The sequence below is a fragment of the Anabaena sp. CCY 0017 genome (assembly GCF_963920885.1).
Taxonomy (GTDB): domain Bacteria; phylum Cyanobacteriota; class Cyanobacteriia; order Cyanobacteriales; family Nostocaceae; genus Nodularia.
On the sequence record NZ_CAWUDG010000027.1, the window covers coordinates 12,212 to 27,262 of the forward strand.

Consider the following 15,051-nt stretch of genomic DNA (forward strand, 5'->3'; position numbering starts at 1 on the left):
TTTATCCCATGTATATAGCTAGATTAATCATTCCATTAACTGCCATTATTGCCTCCAGCCTGATGTCCTGTGCATCCGTCACCGAGTCGAAATCATCTCAGTCTTTGCAAAAAACCGACACGACTAATAGTGAAACTTCTGCACAAGAATCTCAGCTACCATTAACACCAAATAACCCTTCTCTGGTTTCTGACAAGAGTAACCCCAAATCAAAAGCCCTTCTGAATGAAATTATTAGCCGCCAGAAAAATTTGCAAGTTTGCACTTTCAATTTTGATGCAGAGGCAGCACTGGAATATTCACAAGTCTATACTAACGACAATGGTCAACACCTAGTACAGCTGCTTTGTTATATGGCTGCTTATCAAGGTGCATTCAATTTCCTGGAAGTGGATACTACCCAACCGGAAATGAAAATTACACCTTTAGAATTAGAAATTGCGGGATTTCCTGATTTTGACCCCAAAACAAAGATACTGTCCAACGCTTATAAATTCATCGGCGCAGGCACTTGCATCCAGGAAACGCAACACTATTGGGATGGTAATGGACTCAGATTAATTAGTTCTCAGATTATAGATCAAGTCCCTAATGGTTGTGAAGAATTAGGTGCGCGATCGCCTTCAGAGAATCAGCTAATCACTAATAAGAGTGTCGGAACTGCTAAACTTGGTATGACGTTAGGACAACTGAAGCAAAATATAGGTGAGGGTGCAACGTTTGAACCAACTCCTCTGGGGGTTGATTTAGGGGAAGGAATTAAAGTCAGTCAGGATGGAAACGTGCAGTACCTATTAGGTTTCGCAGACCAAGAAACGCCCATTACCAATAACTCTCAAATTACCATGATCACGGTTGAGAACCCCAACTACAGAACAGCTGCGGGGGTAGGTGCAGGAACTCCACTCAAAGAAGCAATTGCAGCCTACGGACAAGCGACTTTAGCCTATAACGTGAATAATGAATCAAGAGAGTATATTAAATTTGCACAGGGACTGGGTGCAGATACAGGAGTATTAATCAGATCGAATCAGTGGACACTTACACCATTTGCTGGAATCTATCCTGATACCCAAGAATTCAACGAAACCCAAAAGTACCATGATCATGCAGCTATTGGTTCAATTACCATTAGAAGATAGATATAGGAATCATATTTGATTTCTGAAAAAAATAAGTATCGTCGTGGCGTGGCAAGCTGAAAATGATGCAAAAAATTGTAGGTTGGGTTGACGTAAGGAAACCCAACATCATTGGTAGCGTTGGGTTGCGTGGCACTTAACCCAACCTACGTTTAGACTTTTTCAAGCCTAAATCCACAGCTATGCGATGGGCGCAAGCAAAACCAGAAAATGCTACTGCGTTTAATCCCTGACCAGGAAAAGTACTGTCCCCAACACAATAAAGTCCAGGAATAGCTGTGCGATTAAATGGCATACTTAATAATCCCCTTAACTTGCGCCGAGGAATTGGTCCATAAGTCCCGTCTTCACGCCCTAAAAAGCGTTGATGGGTGCGGGGTGTCCCTACTTCCAAATAATCTAAGCCAGCATCTAAACCAGGAAAAATCTTTTCTAGTCGGTCGATAATTTGCCAAGCTGCTGCTTCTTTCTTCGCCTCATACTCACTTGCAGACAGTCCTTGCCAATCATCAATCCAGTTCGGTGTAAAAGCATGAATGATATGATATCCCTCTGGTGCTAAATCTGGGTCAAGCAATGTGGGAATGGAAACGAAAAGCGTACCTCCTGGTGATGTCATTTGCTGCCAATCTTCCAAAATTATATGATGGCACTCTGTCCCATGAGGCAATACTGCTGCTTCTACTCCGATATGCAAACTCAGAAAACTGGGTGACTTTTCATAATTTTGTTGCCATTTAATTTCATTAGCTGGTATTTTCTCTACAGGTAGTAATTTTTCAAACGTATCCCAACGTGTGGCATTAGAAACGATCCTTTGACCACGATAAACTTTACCATTAGCTAACTGCACACCGACAGCTTTACCCTGTTCTATGATGATTTTTGTAACTCTGGCTTGGTACTCAATCTTACCTCCAGCTTTTTCCAAGCCTTCTACCAATTTTTGGGCAATTTGTCCTACTCCACCTTTGGGATAGTTAACTCCGCCATAGTGCCTATCAGAAAAGACCATTCCAGCATTAATCATGGGTGTCATGTCAGCGCTGACCACTGACCAGCAATAACATTCTATATCGATAAATTTCAATAATTCCGGGTCTTTGATATAGCGTCTTGCTACATCCCCGACATTTTGGGGGAGATATTTAACTAAACCAAGACAGGCTAAAGGATGCTGCAAAAATGTCCGCAATAAATACCGGGGTTCTTCTAGTGACAACAACTCCATACTGTTGAGGCAATTAAACACCTGCCAGCACTCGTCATAAAAGCGACGAATCCCTGTTTCTTCATGGGGAAAATGAGCAATAAGATTTTGCAAAAATTTCTCATAAACTCGCTCAACTTTTAAGTCTAAGTGCTTGGGCAAGTGATAGTGAATCTGTACAGAATCAGCAATTGTTTCTTGGTTGACGTTCACAGCTTCCAAGGCGCGGGTGAGTAAGTTGGTTGTCCCTTTTTCCCCAAATCCAAAAATCATTGACGCTCCCACGTCAAATCGATAACCCTGGCGTTCAAAATAGCCAGAACTACCGCCAGGAATTAAATAACTTTCCAGCACTAGCACCTGAGCGCCTTTTGCTGCTAACTGTGTTGCTGTCACCAAACCGCCAATTCCAGAGCCAATAACAATTACATCAAATGAAGAATTCAGGGATGGAGACATAGAAGTAGATGCTAAATAAAATTAACCAATCAGTTAGTATTTTATATAACTTTGATGCCAAAAAATATACGTGATTTATTCTTTAAGATTTCTAGAAATGTTTGTGCTATCCAGGTTTATATTTAACACTCTTAACTCAACACTCGGTGTCCAGGCTGACTTTTCACGGGATCTGGAAAACCTCTCTCCAAACCTCTCCCCTACAAGGGTAGAGGCTTTGAATTTTCCCCCTTCCCTACCTACTCATACCTCAGCCCCGCTACCGCTCTAAGCGTAGCCCATGCCCGCAGGGCTTTACAGCACTCAGCACTCAGCACTCTTAAATAAAAAGAGGGACAAGCCCGCTACTGCTGACTAATCCCGTCTGCCGATCCTTAAAGAGAGGAGAACACTAAATATTAATATAGCGTTGATTGAGAATATATGTCAACTAGTAACGCTAAAAATTTTCAATAATTTTGGCATTGTAGATTTTAGCTGTCAGCAGGACGCACAGAAAGAGTATTATGAAATTTCAGTTCTGATCGAATAAAGTTGCCTAATTCCGGCTATGACACCACAATTGCGTGTTTATGTTCCACCCCATCCTTTAATCAAGCACTGGCTGGCAGTTGCCCGTGATGCTGCTACACCTTCAGTATTATTTCGTAGTGCCATAACTGAGTTGGGACGATGGCTGACTTATGAAGCTGCTAGAGAGTGGTTGCCGACTCTAGAAACAATGGTGCAGAGTCCCTTAGATTCTTGTCCAGCTACTTTGATTAATCCAGAAGTACCTGTGGCGGTTGTACCGATTCTCCGGGCAGGTTTAGGACTCCTAGAAGGAGCACAATCTTTGCTGCCGTTGGCTTCAATTTACCATTTGGGCTTAGTTCGTAACGAAGAAACTTTAGAACCTAGCTGCTATTTGAATAAACTGCCAGAAAAATTTGACCCTCAAACCAGAGTTTTAATCACCGATCCGATGTTAGCAACGGGCGGGTCAATTATGTTTGCTATGTCTGAATTAACACAACGGGGCGTTGACCCGGCTTTGACTCGAATCGTTTCTGTAGTAGCTGCACCGCCAGCTTTACAAAAACTGAATGCTGCATATCCTGGTTTAAATGTTTACACAGCCACTATTGATGAAATAGTCAATGATCAAGGATATATTGTACCAGGCTTAGGAGATGCAGGCGATCGCATCTTTGGGACTTAAGCTAGTATGCAGCTAGGGAAGGAAAATAGCCGAACTATATATATTATAAGTTGCAAGATTTCTTCAAGGCGGTAATGTATGACTCAACGTGATGGTTTTGCTAGTGGCTTTTTAGCCGGGACAATTTTTGGTAGTATTGTCGGTGGTATTGTCGGGGCTGTGATTGTTTCGCGACAGAATGAGGAATTAACAGCAGAAGAAGCCGAACTGACCAATGGTCAAACGGGGATGAAAAAAGTATCTCCCAAACGCCGGCAGATGTACGCCTCAGAAAATGAAGCGATGGAAATTGAAACGGCCAGGCGATCGCTCGAAGATAAAATTGCCCAACTTAATGCCACAATTGATGAAGTGAGACAGCAACTGGGAAACGTCAACGGCAGTTCCACCCAGTCAGTTAATGACCGATCTATTACCCATGACTCTTGAGAGTGGTTTATATTGAGCTAGGGTGCTAATAGTGGTTAATGCGGCAAACCGCACACTTCATGACATGGACTCAATTAAAATCAATAATAAGACCATTTTTGACACTTAGCAGGAAACTAACTTATCCATGATTTTACTGTTTACCACTTTAGCCACTTTTGTTCAGTTCTACAGCTATTTGCTGATTTTCCGAGTTTTACTAACTTGGTTCCCCACAATCAACTGGTATAATCAGCCATTTGCGGCTTTGGGGCAGATAACCGATCCTTACCTCAATCTTTTCCGTTCAATTATCCCCCCATTGGGTGGCATGGATTTCTCCCCCATTTTAGCTTTTGTAGCACTTAACTTAGTCGGTGGCTTACTGAGAACCCTAACCGCCCTTTCCTTTGCCCAAGGTTTTTAGGAAAAGTGCTGAGTGCTGAGTAGGAAGTGCTGAGTGGGTAGGGGCGGGCTAGAAGCCCACCCCACAATATTTTGCTTACGCACTATTTTAGGCTTGTCAATCCAGTAGCAATACAGTTCAGTTAAGCCTAAAAGTCAACGTCTACGTAGGTTGGGTTAAGCGCAGCGCAACCCAACAAAGTCATGGAAATGTTGGGTTTCACTTCGTTCTACCCAACCTACAATTTTCTTAATTGAACCGTATTGAGTCCAGTAGGCTTTACGCTTAGTGTGCCGGAGACTCAATTACGAATTACGAATTACGTTAGCGTAGCTCCTCTGTTCGCGTAGCGTTCCGCAGGAAAAGAGGCATTACGAATTATCTACGGACTTTACCGCTAAAGCCAGAGGCTTTAAACTGTTTTAGCTGCAAAGGTTCCGGTTGGTTTGCAGCTACACTAATTCTTAAGTCAAAATCACTCACGCCAGGGGGAATTTCGGGAATAGAACCCAGACGAGTCCGGTTTTGCATGACTGGGTTATTGTTGGCATCATAGATGCGTCCAAAGATATCTGCGTCATAGACTGTTTTGTATGTGGCATTTTCGGCCTTACCTTTCACCATAAAACAATTAGCGGCGGCACTACCACTGCTAATTACAGATCCTTCTGCCAGTTCTGGCGGACAATCTTGATAGGAAAGATCAAATAGTTTTATCTGTGTCAGTGCTATTACTTCTGGAGTATACACCCACGACATAACTGTGAGCAAGCAGGAAACAAAGACGACAGTAATTACTTTGGCATACTGAGTGATGATGCTGGAATATTTTTGCATAACTAAAGTTGGCGAATTTAATAAAAATGCTATTTTGTGATTATTTTCCATATCTAAACACGGTGATTACAGAACTTAACTCAACTCTGTACAGAGGAAACAACTGTCAGTATCTCAAAGTTTAGTAACACTATTTGTCACAACGGAGAAACACTAATTGGTACTGGTTCCTTTAGCACTGTTTTTAACCTCACCTTACTTCAATTTAATGACTAAGAGGTTGGAGACTTTCATAAAACTATTGTAATAATTAGAAGAAGAAACCCCTCAGTTGCGATCAACTTATGACTCCAGATGAGATTGAAACAGCCTTGCAAGCAGCCTTTAATAGTTGTAACGCAGCTAGTTGTCCTCTCACTGATATGCAGAAGCAAATATTACTGCGAGTGATCGAGCAAATTCCGGGAGGCTCTAACTCGAAGATATCAGATATTGCCAACCCCTTAGATGAACTTTCCACAGAGGAATTAGCAGCGTTTTTACAGTTTGTCAAAATTAAGGAACAACAAAACCGCACGTGGAAGGTGCAATTACTTAATGATTGGCTACATGAAAACGATTCGGGAAATGTCCAATTTATTCGTCAACGCTACGGTTTACCGTGGCTGAATCGTGTAGAGTCATTTCATTTTGATAAGTATTCTGACGTTGAGGATGCACTCAAGCTGAGAGTAGGCGATCGCATTGAAATTTGCAATGGACTATGGGAATGGGTACAAGACAATGGCCCTTGTAAGCGGGAATGGTTTCCCTGTATTGTACTTCAAATTGATGAGATTGATGATGGCGATAATTCACCGCCTAATTGTGTTGTTCGCCTCTACAACGGTGCTGAGTACCAAATTCAAGGTATCTACGCATGGAATCGTTTTAATTGGCGCTGGCCGCAAAAATAAGGGCAGGGGGGAAGAGGCCGGGGGGCAGGGTGCAGGTGCAGGGGAGAAGGACTGACTGCAAAGTTTTAGACAAACAGGTTGGAGTGATGTCACTAATGATCGACAATTAAGGAGGTATAACTACAAATAACTCCGTAATAGCAGCAAATGTCAGAATGGGACGCAGGGATTCCAGAATCACAAATTAATTTTCAGGAAATTCTCAATAGCGCGATCGCTACTGCTATTGTGAGTTTTCGCGTCTTTGCCAACTGTGATTGGGTGTGTGATTACCAGTCGCCCGGATCTGAAGCCCTTTTTGGCTATACTGCTCAGGAAATTATCGCTAATCCCACTTTGTGGATGTTGGGAGTGCATCCCGAAGATCGAGAAACGGTGATTATGCCTCTGTATGAAGATATTTTTGCTGGGCGCACCGCCAGCGTAGAATATCGATTTCATCATAAAGATGGTTCTCTGCGATGGATATCAGCTACCTATAACTCCCGCTATGTTGAAGATGGACAATACTGGATTGTCACGGGGACTAATTTCGACATCAGCGAACGCAAACAGATAGAAGAAGCACTCCGAGAAAGTGAAGCCAGATTTCAACACTTAGCAGCTAACTTACCGGGAAGTATTTACACTCTTGTCCAGTCTCCAGATGGCTGTGTTTACTTCGAGTATGTCAGTTCCGGCATTGAGAAAATTCATGAAGTTACACCTGAGCAATTGCTAGAAAATGCCATGCTCTGTGCGGAACAAATGCATCCCGATGATATTCCCGGCTATGAAATTGCAGTTAGGCAAAGTTCCCAGAACTTAGAACCATTTACCCATGAATGGCGCATCATCACCCCATCGGGAAAACTTAAATGGTTGCAAGGCAATTCTATGCCAGAGCTGCGGAATAATGGAGATTTAGTTTGGCATGGTGTAGTGCAGGATGTGAGCGAACAGCAAGCTGCGCTACGCGAACGCAAGCGTACAGAAGAAGCACTGCGACACAGTGAAGAACGCTATCGTGTCATTTTTGATCTCACCTTTCAATTTGTGGGGCTACTGACACCCGAAGGTGTAATTCTGGAGGCCAATCAGACTGCGCTCAATTTTGCGGGATTACAACACTCGGATGTGGTTAATCGACCATTTTGGGAAGCTCGATGGTGGACAATTTCTTCAGATACTCAGGAACAGTTAAAAATTGCGATCGCTCAAGCTGCGGCGGGTGAATTTGTCCGTTATCAGGTCGATGTCTTGGGGATGGGAGAGAACATCGCCACCATTGACTTTTCCCTCAAACCTATCAAAGACGATACAGGTAAGGTCGTGCGATTGATTGCCGAAGGGCGAGATATTACCGAACAGCAAGCCGCACTACGCGATCGCCAAAAAGCTGAAAATGCCCTCCGGTACAGTGAAGAACGTTGGCAATTAGCGATTACAGGTACAAATGAGGCTATTTGGGATAGGGACATCCGCACAAATATCTCCTTCCGTTCTGATCGTTGGTATGAAATGTTGGGATATCAACGTTATGAAGTGGGAAATAGTAGCGATGAATGGAACAGTCGCATTCATCCTGATGACTATGAACGCGTAATCACAGTTCAACAGGCTTATTTATGCCGACAAGTCCCAGATTATCAAGTCGAGTATCGGCTCCGGTGTGAGGATGGCAGTTATCGGTGGTTTCAATCACGAGCCAAAGCAGTTTGGGATGAGCAAGGCAATCCCGTGCGATTAGTTGGTTCACTGGGGGACATTACCAAGCGCAAACAAGCTGAATTAGAACTCATACACAGCAGAGACCTCAGAGAAGCTGTCTTTAACAAATCTACTGATGCTTTGTTTCTCGTGGATACAGAAAAATACTTTACCATAGACTGCAATGATCGAGCCGTAGAACTATTTGAAGCCACAAGCAAGGATGAGCTAATTGGGATTGATGGACAAAGCCTGCAAAAAGAACCATTTACCTCTGAAGTTGTAGCAGCCATCGTTGAACAAATTAACACCAAAGGATTTTGGAGTCGAGAAATTGAATACTTTACCAAGCAGGGTAATTTCTTTTGGGGAAACTTAGCAGTTAAAAAAATCAACGTTGCTAGTCAGATTCTACATTTAGTCAGAGTTACAGATATTAGTGAACGTAAACAAGCAGAACTAGCATTACAAGAACGAGAAGCGATGTTGCGGGGAATTGGGGATAACCTGCACAATGGCGTAGTGTATCAAATAATTCGCGAACTGGATGGAAGCGATCGCTTCTCTTATTTGAGTGCTGGGGTAGAAAGACTCATGGAAGTCACAGCCGAAGATGTACTCCAAAACCCCAGTTTGCTATATAGCCAGTTTATAGAACAGGACTTTCAGCACCTACAAGCAGCCATTGCTCAGTCTTACAGTCATCTTTCTACTTTTGATATCCAACTGCGAATACACACGCCCAGTGGTCAGATGAAATGGTTGCATTTTCGTTCCAGTCCACGTCATTTACATGATGGTAGGGTAGCTTGGGATGGATTGGTGGTTGATGTCACAGACTTGAAAAATCATGAAATTCGGCTAGAAGAATCACAAAAAATCGCTCGTCTTGGTAATTGGAATTATGATGTAGCTACAGGTCAGATTAAATGGTCAAAGCAGCTTTTTCGCCTTTTTGGGCGAGATCCAGCACAAGCAGAACCAACTTATCTCGAAAATTTGCAACTTTATCACCCAGAAGATGCTGCTAAACTTCACCAAGCTGTAGAGCAAGCCCTCGCTACTGGTGAATCTTATAAATTAATTCTCCGTGTGCCTCAACCGGATGGCTCATATTGGTATTTTCAGGGTATTGGAGAAGCCGGATGTAACCTAAAAGGGCAGGTAGTTCGTCTTTATGGAACCCTGCAAGACATTACCGCACAAGAGATTGCACAGCGCGATCGCCAATTAGCAGAAGCAGCCTTAGCTAAAAGTGAAGAACAACTCCGACTCACCTTAGAATTTACCTACATCGGTACTTGGGATTGGAATATTCTCATTGGTGAAGTGATTTGGAACAAAAACCATTATCACTTATTAGGATTAGAGCCAAAAACAACAGTGCCTGCTTATCATCTATGGAGAGAAGCTATTCATCCAGAAGATGTGGAACGAGTTGAACAGGCTGTATTTCATGCTTTGGCAGAACATACCAACTATGACGAGGAATATCGGGTAATTCATCCTGATAGCACAATTCACTGGTTAAGTGCCAGAGCGCGTGGAATTTATAACCAAGCAGGTAATGCCATCCGAATGCTAGGTATTGTCATAGATATCAGCGATCGCAAACTTGCTGAACAAATGTTAGAACTGCAAGCAGTCATAACCCGGAACATGGCTGAAGGCATTTGTTTAATAAAACCCAGCGATGGCACTATTGTCTATACCAACCCTAAATTTGAGCAGATGTATGGTTATGAGTCTGGTGAATTAATCGGTGAGAATATTCGCATTGTTAACTATGAAGATCAACACACTACATCTGAAGCAGTTTATCAAGAGATTGTAGGCAAGATTTTCAAATATACTGAATCCACTTATGAAGTCCACAATGTCAAGAAAGATGGTACTCCATTTTGGTGTCATGGAACCGCGTCGATTTTTAAGCATCCTGAGTATGACCAAGTTTTTGTGGCTGTTCACCAAGACATCACCGAGAAAAAGCAAGCCGATGAAAAAATCCGAGCATCTTTGAGAGAAAAAGAAGTATTACTTCAAGAAGTCCACCATCGCGTTAAAAATAATTTAGGAATTGTCAGTGGTTTGCTGCAAATGCAGTGCAGACGCACAGAAGATTCTCAAGCACAGACAATTTTAAGAGATAGCCAAAACCGCATCGCTTCTATCGCCCTGGTGCATGAAAAACTTTACGGTTCTGAACAACTTGGCGATATTGATTTTGCTCAATATATTCCCGATTTAATTACTCATTTATTCGATTCCTATAATGTCAGTTCTAACCGCATTCACCTGAATATTCAAGTTACTCATGCTAGCTTGGATATCGAAACCGCAATTCCTTGTGGTTTAATTATTAACGAACTAGTTTCTAATGCTTTAAAATATGCCTTTCCTGATCATCGTTCAGGAGAAATTAATGTCAAGTTTTATCAGGAATATAGACAAAATTTAACACTGATTTTGCGAGATAATGGTGTAGGATTACCTCAAGACTTTGATACCCAAAAGTTGACAACATTAGGACTGACGCTAGTTCAGGGATTAGTTAAACAGATCAGGGGAACTCTAGAGATTAACTCTGAGCAAGGAACAGAATTTAAAATTTCTTTTATAACTAACCAGATATGAACATGATCAGCATCCCATCTGATAACCAGACAGTAACAGCAGTAAAAATTCTGATTGTGGAAGATGAATATATTCTTGCCATCAATTTACAAGAAAGTTTAGAGTCTCTGAAATACACTGTTGTAGATATTGTAGATTCCGCAGCCGCCGCAATTACTAAAGCCAATGAACTGCGCCCAAACTTAATTCTGATGGATATCCGCTTGCGTGGAGAACAGGATGGTATCCACGCAGCAGAGCAAATCTGGAACACGCTACAAATTCCCGTGATTTATGTTACCGGGCATTCTGATAGAAGCACCGTAGAACGGGCAACTTTAACATCTCCATTTGGCTATATTCTCAAACCCATCAAAGAACAAGAACTTTATGTTGCCATTCAAACAGCAATCAACCGCTATGAACGCGAGCAGTTTTTGAGTTCTGTTCTCCGGGGTATGGGAGATGGGGTGATTGTAGTTGATCCTCAAATGCACATTACATATATTAATCAAGTCGCTGAAGCCCTAACAGGATGGACTTGGGATCAAGCTAAAGCCCAGTTATTGACCGAAGTTGTGCAACTAGTTGACGAAGAAACTCAACTACCTATAGAAAATCCCATCATTGCTGCCCTCCAACAAGAAACCACTATCTATGTAGATAGTCTTGCCGTACTGATTTCTAGAGATGGCAGAACTATTCCTATAGCTGATAGCGCTACACCTTTAAGAGATAAAAATGGTGTAATTACAGGTGCGGTTTTAGTATTTCGAGATGACACTCAACGCAGGCTAACCGCCCAACGCAATCTTGCTGATGAACGAGCCAAACAACTAGAAATTCGATTAATAGAACTGCAAAGATTAAATCAGTTGAAAGAGGATTTTTTGGCAACTACATCTCATGAAATGCGAACGCCATTATCAAACATCAAAATGGCTATCTGTATGTTAGAACATATTTTAGATAAACAAGGAGTTTTACAAACAGTACCAACTTCGGCATCTTGGTCGGTAAACCGTTATTTAAATATCCTCCGTGAGCAGTGTGAACAAGAGCTAGATTTAGTTGATGATTTGCTATATATGCGGATAATTGATGCAGATTTTTATCCCTTGGAATTAACTACTATTAAACTCCAAGACTGGCTACCTCACCTGGCTGAAGCTTTTCAACAACACACTCAAGAAAAACAACAAACTTTACAAGTTACCGTGGCCGCAGATTTGCCGCCTGTCCTTTTAGATATGTCGCTCTTAACCAGAATTGTCTCAGAGTTAATTAACAATGCTTGCAAATATACTCCTGTTGAAGAAGATATTACAGTCAATGCCCAACTCGTGAACAACACAGATGCTGAGATTCCCTTGTTTGAAATCACAGTTACCAATTCTGGGGTCAAAATTCCCATCCAAGAACAATCTCGGATCTTTGATGCATTTTACCGTATTCCTCAAAGCGATCGCTGGCAACATGGCGGCACTGGATTGGGTTTAGCATTGGTGCAAAAGTTAGTCCAGTATCTCAAAGGTACAATTACTGTCACCAGCACTCACGGTTTAACCAGCTTTATCGTCAAATTACCGTTAATATCTACGCAACATCCACTTGAATGAGAATATATAGCAATACGGCTCAGTTAAGAAAATTGTAGGTTGGGTAGAACGAAGTGAAACCCAACATTTCCATGACTTTGTTGGGTTGCGCTGCGCTTAACCCAACCTACGTAGACGTTGACTTTTAGGCTTAACTGAACTGTATTGGAATATATAGATGGTTGTTGACCTATAAGCAAAGATGCTGTCGCAATGCTTGGCGCATGACATCTACAGGTACAGTTTCCCGTTGTAACCAAATTTTTAAAGCGGCTACTCCTTGTTGAACGAGCATTTCTAAGCCATCAATGGTAATTGCACCTTGTTTTTGGGCTTGTTGTAGAAATTGTGTCGGGTGAGGAATATAGATTAAATCATAAGCGATCGCACCTGGGGATAATTTCTGCATATCTGCTATACTCACAGGCGACTCGTTGACGTGGGGATACATCCCCACTGGGGTAGTATTTACCAGCAAATTGGCCTGGGGAATCAGTTGTGCTAAATCATCCCATATATGAACTTGTAAATTCTCAGCGAGGGGTGAATTTCCCCAACTATTACCAAATGCTGCTAACTTTTGCATATTGCGTCCCACAACATGAATTTGGGCAAATCCTAGCTGCTGACAACCTGCTACAACTGCCCTAGCTGCGCCACCATGTCCTAAAATTACCGCTACCTTTTGACTCCAGTCTTGCTGATATGTTGTCTGCAAAGGAGCAATAAATCCTTCTATATCTGTGTTTGTGCCTACCCATTGATTATTTTGGCGGCTAACGGTATTGACTGCGCCTATAGCTTGAGCAACGGGAGTAATTTCGGATAATAACGGCATAATTGCCTGTTTGTGAGGAATTGTCACACTAAAACCCACAACATTTATCGCGGCCAAACCTGCGATCGCTACCTCCAAATTTTCTGGTTTAATCGGCAAAGGTAGATAAATATAATCTAATCCTAATTGAGCAATTGCGGCATTATGCATCACTGGCGATAAAGAATGTTCCACTGGATGCCCAATTACGCCCAAAAGTTGAGTTTTACCTGTAATCAATGGTTTAGTCATGAGTTAATAGTCATTAGTCATTGGAGTACAACAGATACAATTACAATTATTAAAAGCCACTTAATATTTCTTTATATCATGCAAGTAACCACAGCTTCCTCCACCACTCCAATTCCTGGTCAATATTGGCAGTGGCGGGGTCATAATATCTACTATGTCAAGGCGGGAGAAAAACAACCCCAACGTCCACCCCTGCTGTTAGTGCATGGTTTTGGCGCATCCACAGACCATTGGCGTAAGAATATCACAGGACTATGCCAAGATTTTGAAGTATTTGCCATCGACCTGTTAGGATTTGGCCGTTCAGCAAAACCAAAATTGCAATATGGTGGTGATTTGTGGCGTGACCAACTTTCTGATTTTATCAGTGAAGTTATTGGTCAAAAAACCGTCTTAGCAGGTAACTCTCTCGGTGGCTATGCTTGTTTGTGTGTAGCTGCACAATGTCCCGATGCTGCGGCTGGTTTAGTCTTACTCAATAGTGCTGGCCCCTTTAGCCAAAACCAATCAACTTCTGAACCTGAAGCATTACAAGCACAAATTCAGCCCCCTAAACAACCCTCCGCTTTACAAAAACTTCTGGGTGATTCTGTGAAGTGGATTTTTCAACAACCTTTCAGCCAATTTCTGTTATTTCAATACGTCAAACAACGTTGGGTAATACGCCAAACCCTAGAAAAAGTTTATCTGGATAAAAGTGCCATTACAGACCAATTAATCACAGAAATTGCCCGTCCGGCTGATGACCCTGGGGCTTTGGATGTATTTGTTTCAGTTTTTAGCACTCCCCAAGGAGAAAAAGTTGATGTGTTATTAAAACAATTAACTTGTTCTATATTATTACTATGGGGAGAAGCTGATCCTTGGATGAATGCTAGAGACCGTTCCCAAAAGTTTCGTCAATATTATCCTGAACTCACAGAATATTTTCTGCGTGCAGGTCATTGTCCTCATGATGAAGTCCCAGAACAGGTGAACCCACTTTTCCGCGATTGGGTCTTATCAATTATGGCAAAGTGCTGAGTGAAGAAAGTGTTGAGTGGGTAGGGGCCTGACTTTTCACGTTATGTGGAAAAGCTCACGCGAAACCTAACCCCCTAACCCCCTTCCCTGTTAGGGAAGGGGGAAAATTTAAAGCCTCTCTCCTTGCAGGCTACGGTGTACACACATCCTGAACCAAAGAGAGTTTCCAGTCCTAAAAATAAGATTTAAGCGTAAATCTAGTTCCCCTCCTCGCTTGCGGGGAGGGGTTAGGGGTGGGGTTTCATGACCCAAAAGAGAATTTCCCGACTTGTGTGTACACGGTAGCTCCTTGCAGGGGACAGGAATGGAAGCGGGGTTTTCCAGATGCCGTGAAAAGTCAGGGTAGGGGCGGGTTTAAGCAGTTAGTTTTTGGTTCGTCGAAATCCTTAATAAACCCGCCCTTACATGAGTGCTGAGTGCTAAGTTTTGATTTGAGAAATTACTACAAAACCAAAAAACCTGGTACGGGTTGACCAGGTTTTTATAGGTTCACGGTTTTG

At 42.3% G+C, this 15,051-nt stretch carries 11 protein-coding genes; 8 read left to right on the forward strand and 3 right to left on the reverse strand.

The window, feature by feature from the left end; translation table 11 throughout:
• Positions 1–8: 8 nt before the first annotated feature.
• Positions 9–1,142: a DUF1176 domain-containing protein gene (locus ACM0OW_RS21920; protein WP_414552334.1), complete on the forward strand. Its 1,134-nt coding sequence runs from the start codon at positions 9–11 to the stop codon at positions 1,140–1,142.
• 136 nt (positions 1,143–1,278) lie between these two features.
• Here ACM0OW_RS21920 and crtH read toward each other — a convergent pair whose 3' ends face one another.
• Complete coding sequence (crtH, locus tag ACM0OW_RS21925; RefSeq protein WP_414552335.1) at positions 1,279–2,811, reverse strand: carotenoid isomerase; 1,533 nt, start codon at positions 2,809–2,811, stop codon at positions 1,279–1,281.
• Positions 2,812–3,361: 550 nt separating this feature from the next.
• Here crtH and upp point away from each other — a divergent pair.
• The 3 genes from upp (at position 3,362) to ACM0OW_RS21940 (ending at position 4,847) form a co-directional block, all read left to right on the forward strand.
• On the forward strand, positions 3,362–4,012 hold the full coding sequence (gene upp / locus ACM0OW_RS21930) for a uracil phosphoribosyltransferase (protein WP_414552337.1): 651 nt from the start codon (positions 3,362–3,364) through the stop codon (positions 4,010–4,012).
• A gap of 78 nt (positions 4,013–4,090) precedes the next feature.
• A complete protein-coding gene (locus tag ACM0OW_RS21935) occupies positions 4,091–4,441 on the forward strand; it encodes a hypothetical protein (RefSeq protein ID WP_414552338.1) in 351 nt (116 codons plus the stop codon).
• A gap of 127 nt (positions 4,442–4,568) precedes the next feature.
• Entirely contained in the window at positions 4,569–4,847 is a 279-nt protein-coding gene (locus ACM0OW_RS21940; protein WP_414552340.1) for a YggT family protein, read from the forward strand.
• 357 nt (positions 4,848–5,204) lie between these two features.
• On the opposite strand, the gene ACM0OW_RS21945 is transcribed toward ACM0OW_RS21940, so the two are convergent.
• The gene (locus tag ACM0OW_RS21945) at positions 5,205–5,663 is read right to left on the reverse strand and encodes a biotin carboxylase (protein WP_414552393.1); all 459 of its coding nucleotides are present in this window, start codon (positions 5,661–5,663) and stop codon (positions 5,205–5,207) included.
• Positions 5,664–5,947: 284 nt separating this feature from the next.
• Between ACM0OW_RS21945 and ACM0OW_RS21950 the strand changes: the two genes are divergently transcribed.
• The 3 genes from ACM0OW_RS21950 (at position 5,948) to ACM0OW_RS21960 (ending at position 12,480) form a co-directional block, all read left to right on the forward strand.
• Positions 5,948–6,559: a hypothetical protein gene (locus ACM0OW_RS21950; RefSeq protein WP_414552342.1), complete on the forward strand. Its 612-nt coding sequence runs from the start codon at positions 5,948–5,950 to the stop codon at positions 6,557–6,559.
• A 147-nt stretch (positions 6,560–6,706) separates the two neighbouring features.
• The gene (locus tag ACM0OW_RS21955; protein WP_414552344.1) at positions 6,707–10,882 is read left to right on the forward strand and encodes a PAS domain-containing protein; all 4,176 of its coding nucleotides are present in this window, start codon (positions 6,707–6,709) and stop codon (positions 10,880–10,882) included.
• Positions 10,879–12,480 carry an ATP-binding protein gene (locus ACM0OW_RS21960; protein WP_414552346.1) on the forward strand — a complete coding sequence of 534 codons (1,602 nt, stop codon included), beginning with the start codon at positions 10,879–10,881 and terminating at the stop codon, positions 12,478–12,480. Before ACM0OW_RS21955 ends, ACM0OW_RS21960 begins: the two co-directional genes overlap by 4 nt.
• A gap of 169 nt (positions 12,481–12,649) precedes the next feature.
• Here the strand turns inward: ACM0OW_RS21960 and ACM0OW_RS21965 are convergent, their stop codons facing one another.
• The gene (locus ACM0OW_RS21965; protein WP_414552348.1) at positions 12,650–13,528 is read right to left on the reverse strand and encodes a shikimate dehydrogenase; all 879 of its coding nucleotides are present in this window, start codon (positions 13,526–13,528) and stop codon (positions 12,650–12,652) included.
• Positions 13,529–13,606: 78 nt separating this feature from the next.
• On the opposite strand from ACM0OW_RS21965, the gene ACM0OW_RS21970 reads away from it, so the two are divergent.
• Positions 13,607–14,551, forward strand: a complete 945-nt coding sequence (locus ACM0OW_RS21970; RefSeq protein WP_414552350.1) for an alpha/beta fold hydrolase — start codon at positions 13,607–13,609, stop codon at positions 14,549–14,551.
• The last annotated feature ends 500 nt before the right edge of the window (positions 14,552–15,051 follow it).